This is a genomic window from Stenotrophomonas sp. CCNWLW162, assembly GCF_037203745.1.
GTDB classification, from domain to species: domain Bacteria; phylum Pseudomonadota; class Gammaproteobacteria; order Xanthomonadales; family Xanthomonadaceae; genus Stenotrophomonas; species Stenotrophomonas maltophilia_AQ.
In genome coordinates this window covers 613,331-633,117 of record NZ_JBBCBL010000002.1, presented here as the reverse complement: position 1 = coordinate 633,117, position 19,787 = coordinate 613,331, and the positions used below count along the sequence as shown (strand labels likewise).

Annotated in this window: 18 protein-coding genes; 10 read left to right on the top strand and 8 right to left on the bottom strand. The window is 66.1% G+C overall.

Translation table 11 applies throughout. From position 1 onward, the window contains the following. Positions 1–218 precede the first annotated feature (218 nt). A complete protein-coding gene (locus V9K93_RS07905; RefSeq protein WP_167796845.1) occupies positions 219–380 on the top strand; it encodes a hypothetical protein in 162 nt (53 codons plus the stop codon). A gap of 54 nt (positions 381–434) precedes the next feature. On the opposite strand, the gene V9K93_RS07900 is transcribed toward V9K93_RS07905, so the two are convergent. Continuing rightward, complete coding sequence (locus V9K93_RS07900; protein WP_337302321.1) at positions 435–1,061, bottom strand: YiiX/YebB-like N1pC/P60 family cysteine hydrolase; 627 nt, start codon at positions 1,059–1,061, stop codon at positions 435–437. Positions 1,062–1,142: 81 nt separating this feature from the next. Here V9K93_RS07900 and V9K93_RS07895 point away from each other — a divergent pair, with 81 nt between their 5' ends. Next, the gene (locus V9K93_RS07895) at positions 1,143–1,655 is read left to right on the top strand and encodes a hypothetical protein (RefSeq protein WP_337302320.1); all 513 of its coding nucleotides are present in this window, start codon (positions 1,143–1,145) and stop codon (positions 1,653–1,655) included. Positions 1,656–1,728: 73 nt separating this feature from the next. Further along, positions 1,729–3,576: a M3 family metallopeptidase gene (locus V9K93_RS07890; protein WP_337302319.1), complete on the top strand. Its 1,848-nt coding sequence runs from the start codon at positions 1,729–1,731 to the stop codon at positions 3,574–3,576. Between the two features lie 23 nt (positions 3,577–3,599). On the opposite strand, the gene V9K93_RS07885 is transcribed toward V9K93_RS07890, so the two are convergent. Further along, entirely contained in the window at positions 3,600–4,271 is a 672-nt protein-coding gene (locus V9K93_RS07885) for a VOC family protein (RefSeq protein ID WP_337302318.1), read from the bottom strand. A gap of 240 nt (positions 4,272–4,511) precedes the next feature. On the opposite strand from V9K93_RS07885, the gene V9K93_RS07880 reads away from it, so the two are divergent. Both V9K93_RS07880 and V9K93_RS07875 read left to right on the top strand, forming a co-directional pair. Then, entirely contained in the window at positions 4,512–6,914 is a 2,403-nt protein-coding gene (locus tag V9K93_RS07880; RefSeq protein WP_337302317.1) for a TonB-dependent receptor plug domain-containing protein, read from the top strand. Next, a complete protein-coding gene (locus V9K93_RS07875; protein WP_337302316.1) occupies positions 6,914–8,215 on the top strand; it encodes an aminotransferase class V-fold PLP-dependent enzyme in 1,302 nt (433 codons plus the stop codon). The genes V9K93_RS07880 and V9K93_RS07875 overlap by 1 nt, the downstream gene beginning before the upstream one ends. A 44-nt stretch (positions 8,216–8,259) precedes the next feature. Here the strand turns inward: V9K93_RS07875 and V9K93_RS07870 are convergent, their stop codons facing one another. The 4 genes from V9K93_RS07870 to V9K93_RS07855 are packed head-to-tail and all read right to left on the bottom strand — an operon-like array spanning position 8,260 to position 12,132. Beyond that, positions 8,260–9,774, bottom strand: coding sequence for an aminotransferase-like domain-containing protein (locus V9K93_RS07870; RefSeq protein ID WP_295380099.1), 1,515 nt, complete (start codon positions 9,772–9,774; stop codon positions 8,260–8,262). A gap of 9 nt (positions 9,775–9,783) precedes the next feature. After that, a complete protein-coding gene (locus V9K93_RS07865) occupies positions 9,784–10,383 on the bottom strand; it encodes a DUF6436 domain-containing protein (protein WP_012481503.1) in 600 nt (199 codons plus the stop codon). Next, on the bottom strand, positions 10,383–10,661 hold the full coding sequence (locus tag V9K93_RS07860; protein WP_239684215.1) for a hypothetical protein: 279 nt from the start codon (positions 10,659–10,661) through the stop codon (positions 10,383–10,385). The genes V9K93_RS07865 and V9K93_RS07860 overlap by 1 nt, the downstream gene beginning before the upstream one ends. Positions 10,662–10,716: 55 nt before the next feature. Continuing rightward, positions 10,717–12,132: an aminotransferase-like domain-containing protein gene (locus V9K93_RS07855; RefSeq protein WP_337302315.1), complete on the bottom strand. Its 1,416-nt coding sequence runs from the start codon at positions 12,130–12,132 to the stop codon at positions 10,717–10,719. A 183-nt stretch (positions 12,133–12,315) separates the two neighbouring features. Here V9K93_RS07855 and cyoA point away from each other — a divergent pair, with 183 nt between their 5' ends. The 5 genes from cyoA to V9K93_RS07830 all read left to right on the top strand — a co-directional run bounded on the left by cyoA (position 12,316) and on the right by V9K93_RS07830 (position 16,985). Beyond that, complete coding sequence (gene cyoA / locus V9K93_RS07850; protein WP_049444335.1) at positions 12,316–13,221, top strand: ubiquinol oxidase subunit II; 906 nt, start codon at positions 12,316–12,318, stop codon at positions 13,219–13,221. 5 nt (positions 13,222–13,226) lie between these two features. Next, positions 13,227–15,203, top strand: a complete 1,977-nt coding sequence (gene cyoB / locus V9K93_RS07845; protein ID WP_337302314.1) for a cytochrome o ubiquinol oxidase subunit I — start codon at positions 13,227–13,229, stop codon at positions 15,201–15,203. After that, positions 15,200–15,835, top strand: coding sequence for a cytochrome o ubiquinol oxidase subunit III (gene cyoC / locus V9K93_RS07840; protein ID WP_012512371.1), 636 nt, complete (start codon positions 15,200–15,202; stop codon positions 15,833–15,835). Before cyoB ends, cyoC begins: the two co-directional genes overlap by 4 nt. A 1-nt stretch (position 15,836) precedes the next feature. Beyond that, entirely contained in the window at positions 15,837–16,169 is a 333-nt protein-coding gene (gene cyoD, locus V9K93_RS07835) for a cytochrome o ubiquinol oxidase subunit IV (protein ID WP_005411473.1), read from the top strand. A 144-nt stretch (positions 16,170–16,313) separates the two neighbouring features. Further along, complete coding sequence (locus tag V9K93_RS07830) at positions 16,314–16,985, top strand: SCO family protein (RefSeq protein WP_262921063.1); 672 nt, start codon at positions 16,314–16,316, stop codon at positions 16,983–16,985. A 181-nt stretch (positions 16,986–17,166) separates the two neighbouring features. Here V9K93_RS07830 and V9K93_RS07825 read toward each other — a convergent pair whose 3' ends face one another. Then, positions 17,167–17,760, bottom strand: coding sequence for a S8 family serine peptidase (locus tag V9K93_RS07825; RefSeq protein WP_006399785.1), 594 nt, complete (start codon positions 17,758–17,760; stop codon positions 17,167–17,169). Next, positions 17,760–19,526, bottom strand: coding sequence for a S8 family serine peptidase (locus tag V9K93_RS07820; RefSeq protein ID WP_046984158.1), 1,767 nt, complete (start codon positions 19,524–19,526; stop codon positions 17,760–17,762). Before V9K93_RS07820 ends, V9K93_RS07825 begins: the two co-directional genes overlap by 1 nt. Positions 19,527–19,787: the final 261 nt, after the last annotated feature.

The following is a 19,787-nucleotide window of genomic DNA, read 5'->3' as shown; positions in this document are numbered from 1 at the left end:
TTCCGGGTGCGAACGCCATGAATGCGTGCACCGTTGACGACGGCATGAACACATGCCGAACCCGCATGAATCCTTCAGCCGCTTGTGCCACAAGGACCTCTGCGTGTTCATTCACAGGCGTACACACAGATGTAGCCGCCCCCCCACGCGTGATTAACCATTCGCTGCAGACGATGGCCACGTCCACCGCATTCCGCGAGTGGCTTTGGAGATCGGACATGGCACAGCAGAACCAGAACCCGAACCAGAAACAACAGGGCCAGCAGAACCAGCAGGATCAGCAGCAGGGTCGTGGCCGTGACCAGCAGCAGCAACAGCAGCAGGAACAGCAGAAGCGCAACCAGAACCAGCAGCAGGGCGGCAACGACGAAGAAGAATGACCGCGCCGTGCATGCGGAGTGACCGGTGAAGCCCCGCCACGTGCGGGGCTTCGCTTATTCCAGCACGCCAATGCGCTGCAACACCGGTGCCGCCGACATGTCGTTGGGATTGCTGCCGGGCTGATCCTGCGGCACCTCCATGCCCATGCCGCGATACAGGTCAATCCAGTGCTGGGAAATCTCCCCGGTCTGCGGGTTGCGGAAGTTCATCGGCTGCAGCGCAAACACGTGGTGCGCACGGAACGCACGTTCGATGAAGTCCGAGCAGTAGTAGCTGTCATCGTTCAACACATACGACGTGTTGTACGGCTTGCCGAGCATCGTGCGCGCGGTGGCGATTGCATCCTTGATTGCCGCCTGCTGCGGTGCGCGCAGGCGATAGACCACGATCTGCCGCTGCTTTGCTCTCGCGTCCTGGCGGAACTCGGACAGCGATTGCCGCCGCGATCCCTTCTCGTCGGCATGCAATACCTCCCAGCCCTTCGGCGCGGAAGCGACCAGCGCGACATGATCGAAGCTGGGCGCGCCCTGCTTGCCGGTGGCATCGTCGATGGCGGCGCTGAGGCCGCTGCGGCCGGCGGTGACGAACAGCAGGTCACCCTCGTGGACATCGACGGCCATCGCCACGGCCGGCCACAGGGCGGGCAACAGCAGGCCGATCAGGAGCAGGAGGCGGTGCATGGAATTCTCGGACAGGCGGAATGCCGGAATTGTAGGGTGCGCGGTAGCATGGAGCGACCGGACCGGATTCAGGATAAGCCCATGCGTCGATATCGTTTCCAGGCACTGCTGATGCTCGCCGTTGGCGTAGCGTTGGTCGCCTGCAGACCTGCGCCGCAGTCGACGTCCACGGAAACCGCACCTGCACGTCCCGCGCCGTCGTCCACGGCGGCAGCGATCCAGCCCGCACCGGTGCCTGCCAGCAGTGAATGCCCGTACCCGGACTTCGATGCGTTCCTGAAGCACTTCGGCAACGAGATCACCCTGCAGGAAAAGGCCACCGCCGATCCGCTGCTGGACAGCTACATCGATGCCGAGGCCGAGCCGGAACCGCGCAAGGTGGAAAGCCGGTTGGCGCGGGCCGATGTCGAGTGGCCGGTGATGCCCGATCCCGCCGCCTTGGCCGGGCAGGGCCGCGAAATGCAGGTCAGCACGCTGGCTGACGGGCAACGCCAGGTGCAGATCCGCACGCCGGACAGCAGCGACCAGCAGACCTATACCTTCGCGCAGTCGCCCTGCTGGCTGCTGGTCAAGCGTGAGGATGAGTCGATCTGAGGCCTGATCCGGCACAGGCACGGCGGGGCAGCGGCTGCTAGGCTCGAGGCCTGGTCCAGGCAGGGAGACGCCGATGCAGGCTTTCAGGAAGCACGCCACCACCACCGTCATCGCCGCTGTATTGGCGATGGCCCCCTTCAGCGGCACCCAGGCACAGTCGGTGCATGCCGACGATCGCGTCTACTTCGCCAACGCCGCGGCTGAACAGACCGCGCGTGATGCGCTGGGCAAGCGCGTCGAGGCCCTGCAGCACGCTTCCACCCTCGCGCCGGTGGAACGCTTCCAGCAGGCCGAGGTATTGGAAGCGCAGTGCCTGCGTCATCTCGCCTACCTGCATCTGCAGTCCGCCCGCAACGCACGTGATCATCGTCCGGCACAGGCGATGGAGCAGGCAATGGGGCTGTGCAGCCGCATCGCCCGCACTGGTCGCGCCGCCCTGCGCGAGGCGCCTGCAGATGCGGCGTGGGCAGCGCCGTATGGCTTCCTGCGCACTCGGGCGCTGAAGGAGGCAGCCACCCCGGCCAACGCCGCGCTGGACGAGGCCGTGGATGCGCTGGCCGATCCGGCGCTGGACAGCTTTGCGCGCCTGCGTGGGCAGATCCTGCGCAGTGCCGAGTACCCGCAGATCGAGCGTGATGGTCGGCACTGGGATGCTGGGCGCGACAAGCGGGCACTGTCGCTGCAACCGGATCGCGCATTGCGCGAAGCGGGCTGGAAGGGCTACTGGCAGGGGCTGCAGTCGCGCCGCGAGCCAATGGCCTCGGTGCTGTTGGGGCTGGTACAGGTGAACGACGCCGCCGCACGCCTGCAGGGCGATGGTTCGGCGCCGGCACGTGGCTACCAGCGCATGGGCCTGGACACCGCCGCAGTGGATGCAACGCTGGTAGCGATCGAACATCACGCCGGCGACCGCCGCGCCTATCAGGACATGCTGCTGCACCACGCTGCGCGATCCGGCATCGACGCGCCGCAGATCTGGGACACCACGCTGCCCGATGCCGGCTATACGCCACCGGTGCTGACGCTGGCGCAGCTGCGCGACAACGCCGCCGATGCCATGCAGCATCTGGGGCCTGCGTACGTCGCCGAACTGCGCGCGCTGCTCGATCCGGCCAACCAGCGTATGGATCTGGCCACCGAACGCGGTGACCGCAGCCAGGACGCGTTCTCGGTGAGCGCTCCCGGTGTGCCGGCGATGTTGTTCGTTGGCGTGCGTAGCGGTGATCTGGAAAGCGATGTCGAGATCGCACATGAAGCCGGTCATGCCGTGCATGGTGAATGGATGCAGCGCGGTCATGCGTCGCCGCTGCAGCGCAATGGCAGCCAGTGGCTGACCGAGGCGTTCGCGATCTACAACGAGCTGCGCTTCCGCGATCAGCTTTACCAGCAGGCACAGGATCCGCGTGCCAAAGCTTATTATCTGAAGTCACTGCTGGACGACATGGTGCTGCAGCTGTTCACCTCTTCCGAGGAAGCGCAGCTGGAGCAGTCGATCTATCGCGGCGTTGCCGCAGGCACGTTGGGTACCGCCGACGATCTGGATGCGCTGACCGGCCAGGTGCTGGCGCACTTCGGCCAGCAACCGGAGCGCTATCCGCAGCTGCGCAACAGCTGGATCGCCAAGCGCCTGATGTATGAAGACCCGAACTATCTGGTGAACTATCTGTATGCGGGGCTGCTGGCGGTGCAGCTGTACGTGCAGGACCAGCGCGACCCCGATGGGTTCCGCCAGCGCTATCTCGGCGTGCTGGGCGAAGGCTTCGACCGCGCGCCGCAGGAACAGGTGGCACAGCTGCTGGGCCACGCACCGGATTGGCAGGTCTTGGTGGACGCGGATCTGCAGGTGTTCAACCAGACCGCCGCGCAGCTGCAGGTGCTGCATGCGCAGATCGAGGCGGGGCAGGGTACGCGCATGCAGTAGCGCGTCACGCTTGGCGCGTCGCCTCAGGTCGAAGCGACGCGCCAGCCCAGTGCGTCGTCGCAGAGTTCGCCGATGCCGGCGACATCCCCCACCCGCAGCTGCAGGCCCTGCGCATTTGGCAGGTCTTTCTGCTCGGGGAACCAGCGGCGATCGGCAGCGACCACGATCAGCAGGCCCTCGTCGTCGCCCATCGGCGCGAACTGCGGCGAGGCCGTACTGATCGGTTCCAGACCGAAACGCTGTTGTGATTGTGCCCGCACGGCATCGACATCGTGGCTGGGCAGGCCGACTTCGCTCAGGCAGGTCAGCTCGCTGCCATGGAACGCGCCTTCGCGCGCGCTGGCCGGCAAACGGCGTCGGCCGATCAGTTCCAGGATCAGGCCGTCAGGGCCGGTGAAGTACACCGACTGCGACTGCCAGCTGCTCTCCAGCGCGAAGTAGTCCAGTCCCGCCGGATTGCGTTGCAGCGGCGTGCGCTCACGCAACCAGGTCATCGCCTCGCAGAAGCGGTTGTCCGGTACGTTGAAGGCCAGGTGCACGCCACCGACAGGGTGGTCACCCGCCGGCTGCAGTTCGATCGTGCTCCAGCCGATGTGCACATGATTGCCGACCACGCGCTGCTGCAGTACATCGTGGAAATACGCGGCGACGGTGGCGACGTCGGATACCGGCAGGGTGAGGTACAGCAGGCGCATGATCGATCCTCCGTGGACGCACCCACTGTAGCGCCGGGCCATGCCCGGCGGCCACTAGCGCAGGGACAGGCCAAAGAGCCGCAGCGCCGCGTCCACTGCCTGCGCGTGCGCCCGTGCGGCATCAAGCTGTCGTACTGACGTCATGGCTCCTTCACACATCGCGCCGAGACTGCGCGCCTTGTCCAGGCCTGTTGTGTCCGCACAGGTGCTGGCCCCGTCGCGTCCTCCCGGAGCCCTGCCGTGCATCGTTCGAAGCTTTCGCGTTCCATCCTCCTTGCCCTTTCCATGGCCAGCGCAGGAGGCGCGATCGCAGCGGAGGCCGATGCGGTTGATGCCGCGGGCAGCAGCCGTGCGGTGCCCACCCAGCTCGACGCAATGCTGGTCACCGGCACCCGCGCCTCCAACCGCACCCAGTTCGAAACGCTGGCGCCGGTGGACGTGTTCACCAAGGAAGACATCAAGTCCGTCGAGTCGACCGATCTGAAGGACGTGCTGGCGCAGCTGGTGCCGTCGTTCGTGGTGCAGCGCCTGCCGATGGCGGATGGCCAGGTGTTCGTGCGCCCGGCCACGCTGCGTGGCCTGTCGCCGGATCAGACGTTGGTGCTGGTCAACGGTCGTCGCTTCCACCGTAGCGCGCTGCTCGGCAACCGTGGCGCGCAGGCGGCCGACCTGGCACAGATTCCGACCAGTGCGATCAAGCGCATCGAAGTGCTGCGCGATGGTGCGTCGGCGCAGTACGGCTCGGATGCCATCGCCGGCGTCATCAACATCATTCTCGAGGATGGCCCCGGTACCGAGATCACCGCCGGCTATTCGCAGTATGCGCAGGGCGATGGCGCCTCGCGCGATTTCAGCGCACGCACCGGCTGGTCGCTGGGTGACTATGGCAGCCTGGTGCTGTTCGCCGAATCGTCCAACTCCGACGCCACCTCGCGCACCCGCCAGCGCCCGGATGCGATCGCCTTCCAGGCTGCACATCCGGAGCTGGACGTGCCCAACCCGGTACAGCGCTGGGGCCAACCGGAACTGGAAAGCCGCCGCGTGGGCTTCAACCTGAAGGCCAACGCCAACGACACGCTGGAGCTGTACGCGTTCGGCCTGTACAGCCACAGCGATGGTGTCAGCGATTTCAACTGGCGCAATCCGGACACGACCACCGGCGCGTATCGTACTACCGCCATCTTCCCGGGCTGGAACCTGCGCTCGATCTATCCGGTGGGCTTCAGCCCGCAGTACGGCAACGTCCAGAACGACCTGCAGCTGGTCGGTGGCCTGCGTGGCGAGATCACACCGAGGCTGCGCTGGGATGTCAGCGCCTCGTATGGCCGCAACGCCATCGACTACAGCCTGAAGAACTCGATCAACGCCTCGCTCGGCCCGGCCAGCCCCACCGCATTCGATCTCGGCCGCCTGACCCAGACCGAGAAGAACGCCAACGCCGACTTCAACTACGAGTGGGACGTGGGTGGGCTGTCCAAGCCGATCAACGTCGCCTTCGGTGGTGAGTTCCGCCAGGAGACCTACCAGGTGCGTGCCGGTGATCCGGCCTCGTACGCGGTGGGCCCGGGCGCAGCGGCAGGCCTGGAGGCCAATTCCAACGGCGCGCCGGGCTTCTCGGCCAGCCAGGCCGGGCAGTGGAGCCAGCGCAGCAAGGCCGCCTACGTGGATATGGAAGTGCCGCTGGGCGAGCGCTGGAGTATCGGTGCGGCCAGCCGCTATGAAGACTTCTCCAGTTTCGGCAGCACGCTGGACGGCAAGCTCTCGGCACGTTTCGCGATCACCCCGGACCTGGCCCTGCGTGGCACGGTGTCCACCGGCTTCCGTGCACCGACCCCGGCGCAGCTCAATACCACCAGCACCACCCAGGGCCTGGATACGCGCACCCTGCAGATCTTCACCAGTGGCCGCCTGTCGCCGAACGACCCGCTGGCGCAGCTGCTCGGTGCCAGGCCACTGAAGCCGGAAGAATCGCGTACCGCGTCGCTGGGCCTGACCTGGCGCACCGACCTGGGCCTGTCCGGTTCGGTGGACGTCTACCAGATCAAGCTCACCGACCGCTTCAGCCAGTCGGCCAGCTTCGCCATTCCGGCCGGTACTCCCAATCCGCTGGGCTATACCTCGGTGAACTACTTCACCAATGACTTCGATACCACCACCACCGGCGTGGACGTGGTCGGCAACTACCTGCGCGATCTCGGTGCCGGCCGTATGACGCTGACCCTGGCCTACAACTACAACCGTACGCGAGTGGACAACGGCAGCACCTCGGTGGCCACCAATGAGACCCAGCGCGTGTTGTTCGAAGATCGCCTGCCCGAGCACAAGGGCAGCCTCACCGGCAGCTGGGACATCGGTGCCTGGTCGTTGATGGCGCGCATGCGCTACTACGGTGCCTGGACCGACGCCAGCGGCAATGCGGTGGGCGATATCTACCAGCGCTTCGGCGCGATGAACTTCCTCGACCTTGCCGTGGGCTATCGCATCAATGAACACCACAGCCTGCGCGTCGGAGCAGACAACGTGCTGGACCGCTATCCGGATGAGGCGGTCTTCCAGGCCAGCCGCGGCCTGGTCTACTCGCGCAATGCGCCGTACGACACCGACGGTGCCAACCTGTACGCGCAGTACCGGCTGAGCTTCTGATGGACCGTACCCGCCGCTCCCTGCTGCGTGCCGGCACCTTGCTGCCCGCCGCAGCCGCACTGTCTTCACTGCCCGCCACGGCTGCCGCGCGTTACGCTGCACCCATGCAGATTCCCGCAACGACCGTGGCGCCGGACATGCTGGCCCGCGATGAAGGCTACTGGGCCGCCGTGGCCAGTCACTTCGACATCACCGACGAAGTGAACCACCTGGAGAACGGCTACTGGGGCGCGATGGGCAAGCAGACCCTGGCCAGCTACCAGCGGCATACCGCCGAAGTGAACCGGGGCAATGCTTGGTACGGTCGCCACGCGTTCCCGGCGCAGTACATGGCCGTGCATCGGCAGGTGGCCGACATGCTTGGCGTCGGCGCCGACGAGATCGCGCTGACCCGTGGCGCCACCGAAGCCATGCTCGCGCTGATCGGCGGCTACAACCGGCTGGCTGCAGGCGACCAGGTGCTGTACGCCGACGTCGACTACGACAGCATGATCAACGCGATGCGCTGGCTGCAGCAGCGTCGTGGCGTGCAGGTCGAGCGCATCGCACTGCCGGTGGTGCCCACCCATGAGCAGATCCTGCAGGCCTACGATGAGGCGTTCGCGCGCCTGCCGCGCCTGAAACTGGTACTGCTGACCCAGGTCAGCCACCGCCATGGGCTGGTGCTGCCGGTGGCCGAGCTCGCCGAGCGTGCGCGGGCGCGCGGCATCGATGTGATTGTCGATGCTGCACATGGCTTTGGCCAGATCGACTACGCGGTGCCGGACCTGAAGGCCGATTTCGTTGGCATCAACCTGCACAAGTGGATCGGTGCGCCGGTCGGTGTCGGCGCGATGTACGTTCGCAGGGGCCGCGTTGCAGACCTCGACCCGTACATGGGCGAGGCCGACGACGGCCGCGTGGGGAGCCGCGTGCACACCGGCACGGTCAACTTCGCCGCCTACCTGGCGCTGCCGGAAGCGATCGACCTGCACCAGCGTATCGGCGTGGCCAACAAGCAGGCGCGGCTGCGCTACCTGCGTGAGCGTTGGACGGTGGCGGCGCGGCAGATGGCGCATATCGAGGTGCTGTCGTCACCGGATCCGGCGTTGGCCAGTGCATTGGCCAGCTTCCGCCTGCGGGGGCGCACCAGCGTGGCCGACAACATCGCGCTGCAGAAGCGCCTGCTGGATGAGCATCGCGTGTTCACCACCCATCGCGACGGGTTGGAGTCCGGCGCGTGCGTGCGGGTGACACCGTCGGTGTTCACCCGTCCGGAGCAGATGGATGCGCTCGTGCAGGCCCTCTCCGCTCTGGCCTGACCCTGCTCTGGTAGGTGCCAACCTTGGTTGGCACTTCCTTGCGCCTACCGCTCGATCGCCGGCAACGCATCCGACAACAACAACCGGTCGATTCTCCGCAGCGCACTTTCCAGCTGCCGGCGGTCCGCCGCCAGTCCCAGCGACAGCCGCACACCGCTCTGATGCAATACCCCCGGCGGACAGAACGCCGATGACGGCGCGATCGCCAGCCCCTGCAGCTGTGCGGTACGCACCAGGGTGGCATCGGTCCACGGTGCCGGTATCCGGCACCAGGCATGCAGCCCTTCCGCGCGCTGCAGCAGCGAAGGCGCAAGCAGATATCGCGCCAGGCGCACGCGTTCGCGCGCCTCGGTGCGCACCTGCGCCAGCAGTGACTGCGCCGAACCATCCAGCAGCAGCTGGCTGGCCAACGCCGAGACCAGCGGATGGCCCATCAACCGCGTCGCTCGCAGTGCGGCCGTCATCGCCTCGGCATGCGCGGCGCTCGGGCAACGCACGAAGGCGGTGCGCAGGCCGGGGCTGATCACCTTCGACAGCGTCGCCACGTAGAACACGTGACGCGGTGCCAGGGTTGCCAGCGGTGTCGGCGCATCTTCGGCGAGATGCCAGTAAGGATCGTCCTCGATCGCCAGCAGGCCTTCGCTTTCCAGCGCGCGCGCCAGCGCTTCGCGCCGATGCAGCGGCAGGGTCAGTGCGGTCGGGTTCTGGCAGGTGGGATTGAGATAGACCAGCCGCGCACCGCTTTCGCGTGCCAACCGCACCAGCGCTTCGGGACACATGCCGTGCTCGTCGCTGTCCACCGGCAGCAAGCGCCGACCGAGTGCGGCGGCCGCCTGCAGCAGGCCCGGATAGACCAGCGCATCGCACAGGATCGCGTCGTCGTCGCGTCCCTGGCTGACCAGGATCGACGCCAGCGCCACCTGTGCGCCCTCGGTCAGCAACAGGCAGGCATCGTCCACCTTTCCCAGCATCGGCTGCAGCCAGCGCGCCGCCGCGTGGCGGTCGGTCGGGTTGCCACCTCCCAGGTGATAGGTCATCAGGTTCGGTGCATTGCTGCGCGCGAGCACGGCGGCGGCACCGCGGCGCAGCGTCTCCGCCAGCGCATCGGCGTCGGGCACGGGCGGCACGTTCATGCTCAGGTCCACCACCTGGTCGAAGCCAGCCTTGGGCGGTGCGATGAAACTGCCCTGCGGACCGCGTGCCTCGATCAGGCCGCGCTTGCGCGCTTCATCAAAGGCCCGCGTCACCGTGGTCAGGTCGATGCCGAGCTGCTGCGCCAACGCGCGCTGCGAAGGCAGGCGCTGGCCCGGTGCGAGACCACCGCGGCGCACTGTGCGTTCCAGCGAATTGACGATGCGCAGGTAGATCGGCCCGTTGTGCGCGAGCACGTCCTGCACCCATTCGCGTGCTGCGACATCCGGTCGCGGCATGTACGGAGCATGTCGGGGCGTATCGTTGTTTCCAACGGCGGGAGCCTGTCCATAACCATCGGTCGGTTCGGACAGGTGACCGCCGTTGTTGTTTGCGGCGGCCACGCCGGCCAGTGTCAGTGATGTCATTGCGCGTCCTCAGCGCTTGGCCTGCCACGGGCAGTAGCAGCCCACGGCAAGCAGTCCTTTCGGGCGCACGGTCTCGCCGCGTACCAGTCTGTCCAGCAATGGTTCGACGAAGCTGTTGGCCGAGTTGCAGACCATGCCGATGCTGTAAGGGCCGGCGTAGGCGAGGTGGCCCTGGCGATCCCAGATCGCGACAGCGGGGCTGGCCGGGATGTGTTCGATGCCGTCGATGGTCGGCAGGTTGATCACCTTGTTGCGCAGCGGCTCGGGCAGCTCGCCCTGGGTACCCGGGCGGCGGATCGCATAGAAGTCGATGCCGGCGCGGCGGTACATGCTGATCAGGTAGCTCAGGTGCGCACCGGTCTCGCGGTTGCACACGCCGCAGGCCGGGTCCCAGAAATGCACCACGCGGATGCGGCCGGTATCACCGGCCAGGTCGGCCGGCAGGCGCAGCTGAGAATCGTCGAAGACGATGGCCTGTTCGGTGAAGGTGGACTGCGCGCTGTAGCCGAAGTACTGCCACAGCGCAGCCGCGACGCCGGCCATGAACAGGCAGGCGAGGGCGATCATCGTCGGCAGCAGCCAGCGGCGACGCGGCGCGGCTGCGCCCATCAGGAATCTTCCCGGCCGAACTTGTGCAGGTACTGCTTGCGCATCTCGCGGCAGGAATCGGCCTGGGCGCGGCGCTGGATCTCGCTACGCGACGGATCCTCGCTGCGCTGCACGCATTGCTCGATGGCGTGGCGTTCGGCGGCCTGTACGTCCACGGTCTGTGGCTGCAGGCAGACCCAGGCCAGCGCGGCCAGCATCAGCACCACAAAGCCACCGCACCCCGCCATCACCAGGTGGAACTTCAGTTTCTCGGCGCGCATCGATGCACGTCCCTTCATCCATACATTGCATACAAAATATCATCTTGTATGGATAAAGCGCCATGCGCCCCGCTCAGACGATGGCGTTGTGCCGGGCCTCGGGGGCTTCAGACAGGATCTCGTTCAGCTTGGCCAGCGCCCCGGCCAGCGCGCCCTGGTCAACCGCGCCACCCAGCGACAGGCGGATCGCATTGCCCGGTGGCGGTTCTTCCACACTGAAGGCATCGGAGCTGGCGATGCCGAGCCCCTGCTCCTGTGCGGCCTGGATCAGCCGGTACTGGTCCAGCCGCGGTGGCAACGGCAGCCACACATGCAGGCCGGCCGGATGCGCCTGGGCACGGGCCGGCAGGTACCGGGCGGCAATGGACTGGCGCTCGCGCAGCTCCTGCTGGAAGCGCTGCACCATGTCCTGGGCCTGGCCGCTGCGGATCCACTGCGAGGCCACTGCCACCATCGACTGGGTCGGCATCAGCGCGATCGCGCGCAGGGCGTCCAGCACTGGCTCCATCGGCTCGCCGGCCGGCACCACCAGATAGGCGGTGCGCAGGCCCGGGGCCAGGCACTTGGACAGGGTGGAGATGTAATAGACCGGGCAGCCGGCATCGCGGTGGGCGGCCAGCGGCGGTGCAGCGTCACCGGCCAGCAACCAGTAGGGATCGTCTTCGATCACGGTCAGATCGTGGCGCTTCGCGATCGTCAGCAGGGCCTGCCGGCGCTGTGCCGACATCGTCGCCGTCGTCGGGTTCTGGATGGTCGGCACCAGGTACAGCAGGCGCGGGCGACGCAGCTGGCAGGCCTCTTCCAGCGCTTCAGGCAGCATGCCTTCGGCGTCCATCGCCACTGGCACCACGCCCCGCTGCAGCACGCGCGCGGCAGCCAGCAGGCCCGGGTAGGTCAGTTGCTCGGCGGCGATCAGCTCGCCCGGCTGGGTGCGGGCCAGGATCAGCGCGCACAGCGCGGTCTGCGCGCCAGGGCAGATCACCACCTGGTCGGCACCCACCGTGCCCAGCATCGGCGCCAGCCACTGCACTGCGGCGGCGCGGTCCTCGCGGGTGCCGGCGCCGACGTGGTAGCTCATCAATTCGCCCTGGCCCAGCTGCTGGCCGACGTGCTGGAAGCCGGTCTCCATGCCCTGCGCGAACGGCGCGCTGCCCAGCAGCGGCGGGATGTTCATACTCAGGTCGACCGAGGTGCTGCGGTTGCCGGCCGACAGCGCGATGAAGGTGCCACCGGCGCCCTGGGCGTCGAGCAGGCCGGCCTGGCGCAGCTCGGCGAAGGCACGGGTGACCGTGGTCAGGTCCACGCCGACCTGCTGGGCCAGGTCACGCTGCGGCGGCAGGCGGTCGCCCGGGCGCAGCACCCCGTCATCCACCGCCTCGCGCACCTGCTGGGCAATCTGCAGGTACAGCGGGCCGGCGCCTTCGCGGAAGGGGCGAACCCAGGTGCGATTGGGGTGTTTCAGGCGGCGGCCGGCGGCAGGTGGCGTCATCGGTCAGTTTTTTCCATACGTGCAGATGCACAAGTCCATACAATGCTGTATCTTGTATGGGCTTGATTGGAGTGGTTCGCCTGCTTGTAGGCGACCTCGTACCCACAGTGTAGCCGCTCCACGCCCGGGCGCTGCGCGCAGGCGAGCCGGTCAAGCGCGCTTCTTCAACAGGGTTGACCTCCAATGAATATCTGCTGGAACCGCATCCGCCTGGCGCTGGTCGCCCTGGCCTGCGTCGGCCTGTCGGGCTGTGACTGGGTGCTGCTGGATTCGAAGGGCATGGTCGGGCTCGCCCAGCGCGACCTGATCCTGATCTGCATCGGCCTGATGCTGATCGTGGTGATACCGGCCATCGTGCTGACCTTCGTGTTCGCCTGGCGCTACCGCGCCGGCAATACCAAAGCGAAATACATGCCTGACTGGTCACACTCCACCAAGGTGGAGATCGTGGTCTGGGGCGTGCCGCTGATCATCATCGCGGTGCTGGCGGTGATCGTGTGGAAGTCGACCCACGAGCTGGACCCGTACAAGCCGCTGGACGTGGCCGGTGAACCGCTGCACGTGGACGTGATCGCCACCGACTGGAAGTGGGTGTTCGTGTACCCGGACCTGGGCATCGCCACGGTCAACCAGCTCAACTTCCCGGCCAACCGCCCGCTGGCGTTCAACATCACCTCCAACTCGACGATGAATACCTTTTTCATCCCGCAGCTGGGTGGGCAGATCTATGCGATGGCCGGCATGCGCACGCAGCTGCACCTGATCGCCAACGAGCCCGGCCAGTTCCGCGGCATGTCGGGCAACTACAGCGGGCATGGCTTCTCGAACATGAAGTTCATCGCCACCGCCAGCAGCAACGAAGACTTCGAGCGCTGGGTGGCCGAGGTGCGCAGTGCGCCGCAGGCGCTGGATTTCAACCAGTTCAAGGCGCTGGCCGCGCCGTCGAAGAACGCACCGGTACAGCACTTCTCCAGTGTTGAACCACTGCTGTTCAAGAAGGTCATCGACCAGTTCATCGGCGTTGGTGAGAACACCGCTGCTGCGACCCCGGCGGGCGCTGCCGGCGGTGCCCAGGTTTCCCAGGAGTAACGAACATGTTGGGTAAATTGACGTGGGAGGCCGTGCCGCTGCACGAGCCGATCGTCGTGGTCACATTGGCGGCCATGGTGCTGGGTGGCCTCGCGCTGCTTGGCGCGGTGACGTACTTCAAGCTGTGGGGCCCGCTGTGGCGTGACTGGTTCACCACCGTGGACCACAAGAAGATCGGCATCATGTACGTGGTGGTGGCGCTGGTCATGCTGGTGCGTGGCTTTGCCGATGCGCTGATGATGCGCGCGCAGCTGGCGGCGGCTGGCCCGGGCAGTGATGGCTTCCTGCCACCGGAGCACTACGACCAGATCTTCACCGCGCACGGCGTGATCATGATCTTCTTCGTGGCCACCCCGTTCGTGGTCGGCCTGATGAACATCATCGTGCCGCTGCAGATCGGCGCGCGCGACATGGCGTTCCCGTTCCTCAACGCCTTCAGCTTCTGGATCTTCGTGGTCGGCGCTGCGCTGATGATGATCTCGCTGGGTGTTGGCGAATTCGCCATGACCGGCTGGGTCGCCTATCCGCCGCTGTCGGGCATCGAGTTCAGTCCAGGAGTGGGTGTCGATTACTACATTTGGGCGTTGCAGGCGTCCGGCATCGGTACGTTGCTGACTGGCGTCAACCTGTTCATCACCATCCTGCGCATGCGTGCGCCGGGCATGACCCTGATGAAGATGCCGGTGTTCACCTGGACCGTGCTGGTCACCAGCGTGATCATCATCGCCGCCTTCCCGATCCTGACCGTAGCCCTGGGTGCGCTCACCCTGGACCGCTACCTGGACTTCAACTTCTACACCAACACGTTGGGTGGCAACCCGATGATGTACGTGAACCTGGTGTGGGCCTGGGGCCACCCGGAGGTGTACATCCTGGTGCTGCCGGCGTTCGGCATCTTCTCTGAAGTGACCGCCACGTTCGCGCGCAAGAAACTGTTCGGCTACAAGTCGATGGTCGGCGCCACGCTGGCAATCGGCATCCTGTCGTTCATCGTCTGGCTGCACCACTTCTTCACCATGGGCTCCGGTGCCAGCGTCAATGCCTTCTTCGGCATCATGACGATGATCATCGCCATCCCCACCGGCGTGAAGATCTTCACCTGGCTGTTCACCATGTATGGCGGCCGCGTTGAGTTCAGCGTGCCGATGCTGTGGACGATCGCCTTCCTGGTCACCTTCACCATCGGTGGCATGACCGGCGTGCTGCTGGCCATCCCGGGCGCGGACTTCCTGCTGCACAACAGCCTGTTCCTGGTCGCGCACTTCCATAACACCATCATCGGCGGCGCGCTGTTCGGCTACCTGGCCGGCTTCGCCTACTGGTTCCCGAAGGTGTTCGGCTTCACCCTCAACGAGCGCCTGGGCAAGTGGTCGTTCGCCTGCTGGGTGATCGGCTTCTACCTGGCCTTCATGCCGCTGTACATGCTCGGCTTCATGGGCATGACCCGCCGCATGAACCAGTACGACAACCCGGCGTGGACGCCGTACCTGATCGCCGCCTTCATCGGTGCACTGTTCGTGTTCGCGGGCATCATCCTGATGCTGGTGCAGATCTACGTGAGCGTGCGCGACCGCAAGCGCAACCTGGACCTGACCGGCGACCCGTGGAATGCACGCACGCTGGAGTGGGCCACGCCGTCGCCGCCGCCGTTCTACAACTTCGCCGTGGTGCCCAAGGCCGACGAGCTGGATGCCTTCCACGAAGCGAAGAAGCGCGGCATGCCACCGCCGCCGAAGAAGTACGCATCGATCCACATGCCGAAGAACACCGGCGTGCCACTGATCCTCAACATCTGGATCCTGGTGCTGTGCTTCGCCCTGGTCTGGCACATCTGGTGGATGGCCGCGGCCAGCTTCATCGCAATGATCGTGACCCTGATCGTGCGGTCCTACGACGAGGACGTGGACTACTACGTCAGTTCCGAAGAGGTGGCGCGCACCGAAGCGGCCAGCCTTGCCAAGCTGAAGGAGGTACGCGCATGAACCTGTTGACCCGCCCGGAGCTGGCCAGCGACACGCAGGCGCACGAGGACCACCACGAACACGACCACGGCCACGAACAGGGCGGCATGAAGGTGTTCGGCATGTGGGTCTACCTCATGTCCGATCTGGTGCTGTTCGGTTCGCTGTTCGCCTCGTACGCGGTGCTCAGCACCGCCTACGCAGGCGGCCCCACCGGCAAGGACCTGTTCTCGCTGCCGTTCGTGATGGCCGAGACCTTCCTGCTGCTGGTCTCCAGCATCACCTATGGCCAGGCCGTGCTGGCGATGCATCGCCACGACACCTCGGCAGTGCTGCGCTGGCTGGGCGTGACCTTCGTGCTCGGTGCCTCGTTCATCGGCATGGAGATCTACGAGTTCTCGCACCTGATCCATGAAGGCGCGGGCCCCAGCACAAGCGCCTACCTGTCGGCGTTCTTCGCACTGGTCGCCACCCACGGCCTGCACGTGGCCAGCGGCCTGATCTGGATGGCGGTGGTCATGCACCAGGTCTACAGCCGCGGCCTGACCCCGACCAACATCACCCGCGTGTCGTGCCTGAGCCTGTTCTGGCACTTCCTGGACCTGGTGTGGATCTGCGTCTTCACCTTCGTCTACCTGATCGGAGCCTTCTGACATGGCCCACGTCGAAACCTCGCGCGCCGGCAATGCGCACGGTTCCACCAAGTCCTACCTGATCGGCTTCGTGCTGTGCGCGCTGCTGACCGTGGTGCCGTTCGCACTGGTGATGAATCCGGTGCTGTCGCGGCCGCTCACGCTGTTCCTGCTGGTCGGCTTCGCGGTGGCGCAGATCCTGGTGCAGCTGGTCTATTTCCTGCACATGGACCGCAAGTCCGAAGGCGGCTGGAACCTGGCGAGCTTCGTGTTCACCCTGGTGATCCTGTTCATCATCGTCGCGCTGTCGGTGTGGATCATCTGGAGCATGCACTACCACATGATGATCAACTGACCGTGGCCGGGGTGATCGGCATGGACCGCGCGATCACCCCGGCACCTCCGTCCTCTTTCCCCCCAAGGGCAGGCCTGACCGAGACCCCGCCCGCGTCTGCGTTGGTGGTACCCCGTGAAGCGTCCTGCTGCTGTTGTCCGTTCGTTGTTCTCTCCCTGTTTCCGCCTGCCGCTGCTGGCAGCCCTGGCCATCGGCCTGCTGGCCGGCTGCAGTGCGCAGTCGCGCATGGACTTCTATTCCAAGGACATCGCCTGCGAAGAGCTCGGCCAGCAGTGGTCGATGCCCGACAGCCACGGCACCCTGCACGGCCCGAAGGACCTGCAGGGGCAGGTGACCTATCTGTTCTTCGGTTTCACCAGTTGCCCGGATGTCTGCCCGACCACCATGGTCGAGCTCAGCCAGGTCAAGCACCTGATGGGCAAGGATGCCGATCAGCTGCAGGTGGTGTTCGTCAGCGTCGATCCCGCACGTGACACGCCCGAAGTCGCCCGCACCTATGTGGAAGCGTTCGACCCCAAGGCGATCGCACTGGTCGGCAACGAAGCACAACTGGCCGCGATGGCCAGCGACTTCAAGGCGTTCTATGAAAAGGAACCTGGCCAGGTGCCGGATACCTACACCATGAGCCACATCGCGGGCGGTTACGTATTCGACCGCCAAGGCCGCCTGCGCCTGTTCGCGCCTTATGGCATGCCGGTGGACAAGCTGTTCTCCGACGTGCAGCGCCTGCTGCTGGAGCCAGCCCATCCAGCCGCCGGCAACGACGCACTGGCCAGCTGCCACCTCAAGCACAGCGACACACTCGCCGCCCGGTAACGCCGGGCCATGCCCGCCTGATGCCGACCGTTCGTTGCGCCCGCTGCCACGGTAGCTGTCGACCTTGGTCGACACGCGGTGAATGAATCTGGTGGGTGCCGACCGTTGGTCGGCACACCCCCACACACCAATCCCCCGGCCGGCCAGGAGAGCCAACCGACCGGGGGCACCACTCAACGCCTTACTTGGTTTCTTCCCACTGCACCACGTCCGGCTCGGCCGCCTTGATGCCGGCGGTCGACAGCAGCTTGGTGGTCGCATCCAGCGCCGCGTTCACCGACGGGTACTCCACAATCGCGCGGCCCGAGGCCTTGGACACCTTCACCACGGTGCCGCCGGTGGCGGTGGCCGCACGCTGGGCCGAGGCCGCATCGGTGAAGAACACCTTGACCCGCGAGGTCGCCACCACCGGCGCGCCATCGTTGGAGACAGCGGCCGCAAACTTGCTGGCACCGGCATCCGCACGTGCGGCCACACCGGTAGACGCATCGGTGGACCGCTTGCTGCGGGTGCCGACGGCCGCAGCGCTGGCATCAGCCCCGGTGGTGATCCGGAACTGACCGCCGCTGGCCTGCTGCACGGTTGCTGACGGCGCCAGCTGGAAGCGCGAGCCGCCCACATTGAACGAACGGCCAGTGGCCTCCGCCTTCAACTGCTGCGTGTCTACGGTCGACAAGGTCTTCGCCGGAGGTGTCTGGCCCGAGCTCTGTGCCCAGGCGGTGGTGGTCATCGCCGCCAGGGCGAGGGTGCTCAACAGAATGGTCGTCTTCATCATCAGTGCCCCAGAACGCGGATCTTGAAGAATTCGAGGTTGCCACGCGATGCAGCGTTCGCGGCCTGCCCCAGGTCGGTTACTTCCAGTGTCCAGGTGCCCGTGGCGTTCTCATCCAGGAAGGCATTGCTGGACAGCAGGTCCCAGTTGGTGAAGTTGCGCTGGACACCATTGAGGCCAGAGCCGATCGCGGTGAATGCCGGCTGCACCACGCTGCGCGTGCCACTGGGCGAAACCAGCACGAACTGCAACTGGCGGGTGTTGCTGTGATTGACCCGGAAGCCCAGCTGCACGCTTTCGATGTTGCGCGCGCCATTGGCCAGCTGGAAGGTCAGGCGTGCAGCGGCGGCCGAGGTATTGCCGATGGCCACGGTGCGCGTCGTACTGCGCCAGCCGCTGTCCACCAATGCACCCAGCGACTGGAAGTTCTCCGCTACCTGCACCGCGCGCGCGGCGTTGACTACGCCGAAGCCGTACCAGTTGCTGTAGGCGCGGCCGGCGGCATTCACCGTCCAACCCGGCACCAGCACGCGGCCATCGGAGTGCGTTACCGCAGCCTGGTTCGGATCGGTCCGGTTGGCGGTGGTGGCCAGGATGTACTTCACATCGCGGTAGGACAGGTTCGGATTTGTCTCCAGCAGCAGTGCCGCCACGCCCGACACCATCGGCGTGGCCGCCGAGGTACCGTTCATCTTGCCGGTGTAGTTGCAGGTGCTGTCGATGGCGGACTGGTCGCCGTCCAAGGTGTTGCGCAGGCTCGTGTTCTTGTTGCTGCCCTGCGCGCAGCCGGTGACGTCGGTGGTGAGAATGGCCGGATCGTAGCGGATCGCCAGCTGCCCCGGCACGACCTGCCGCTGCCAACCGTTCTCGCCGCCGAAGCCGGACACCCACAGCGCCGAGCCGGTGGACGAGTAGGACGAGCGCACGCCATCGGCGCGCACGGCGGCAACGGTGATCACGTTGAACAGGTTGTTGCGCGGGTCGCGGCCGGCCGGAATGCAACCCGTGTTGCGGTTCTTGGTGTCTGCCGAGCAGATGTCGGTGCCATCCGAGCGTGCGCCGTTGTTGTGATTGTTGCCGGCGGCTTTCACGTAGATGCCACCGCGCCCGCCACGGGTGCCGGACATGGCCTGCTCATAGGCGGTGATGTCGTTCTGGCTGTAGGCCAACGGCAGGTTGGGGTTGCCCGGGCTTGAGCCCCAACTGTTGTTGAAGACGCCCACGTCGGCCACTTCGGCGCCGTCCCACCACGAGTACTCGATGTTGGAATTCGAATTGCCCTGGGCATTGGACGCCAGGAAATTGAAGCCCTTCAGGGTGGCCGCCGAGGCCACGCCGCGCACGCCCAGGTTGTTGGCGCCCACCGCACCGGCGATGCCGCCGACCATGGTGCCGTGATTGTCGCGGTCCGGATTGGACGGTGAAGGGTTGTTGCTCTGGTTGGCGAAGTTCTTGCCTGCGACCGCCGCGACGTTGGCGGCCAGGTCCGGGTGCGCGATCTGCAGGCCGTCATCGACGATGGCGATGGTGACGCCCTGGCCACGGATGCCATTGCGGAACAGGCCATCCACGTTGAGATCGTTGCCGGCCACCGGCAGGGTATCGCCCAGTACGGCCTGTCCGGTGTTGAGCAGATGCCACTGACGCCCGGCCAGCGGATCGGCCTGCTGGGCCTGGGCGGTGACGGCCAGGCTGCCCAGGACCAGGGCAGTGGCCAAGGCCAGGCGCGCGGAGCGCGGTGGCGCGGAGCGTTGCGTGTGTCGCTTCATACACGAATCCTTCTGTTGTGAATCGGCATGGCAGGACGGCAGGGCGGAACTGCCCCATCGCAACGAGCCAAACGCGACACAACGAACAACCCCCTACCTCTTCACACCCGCAATCTGCAGATGTGCCAATTGCGTCACAAACACTTATGCCGTGGGGTAATGACGACTGCAGCGGCCCGCATCTGGTAGGTGCCCACCTTGGTTGGCACGCGTATCGACGCATGGCGTGGATCTACCCGGCATCGTCGCGCGCCCTCACAT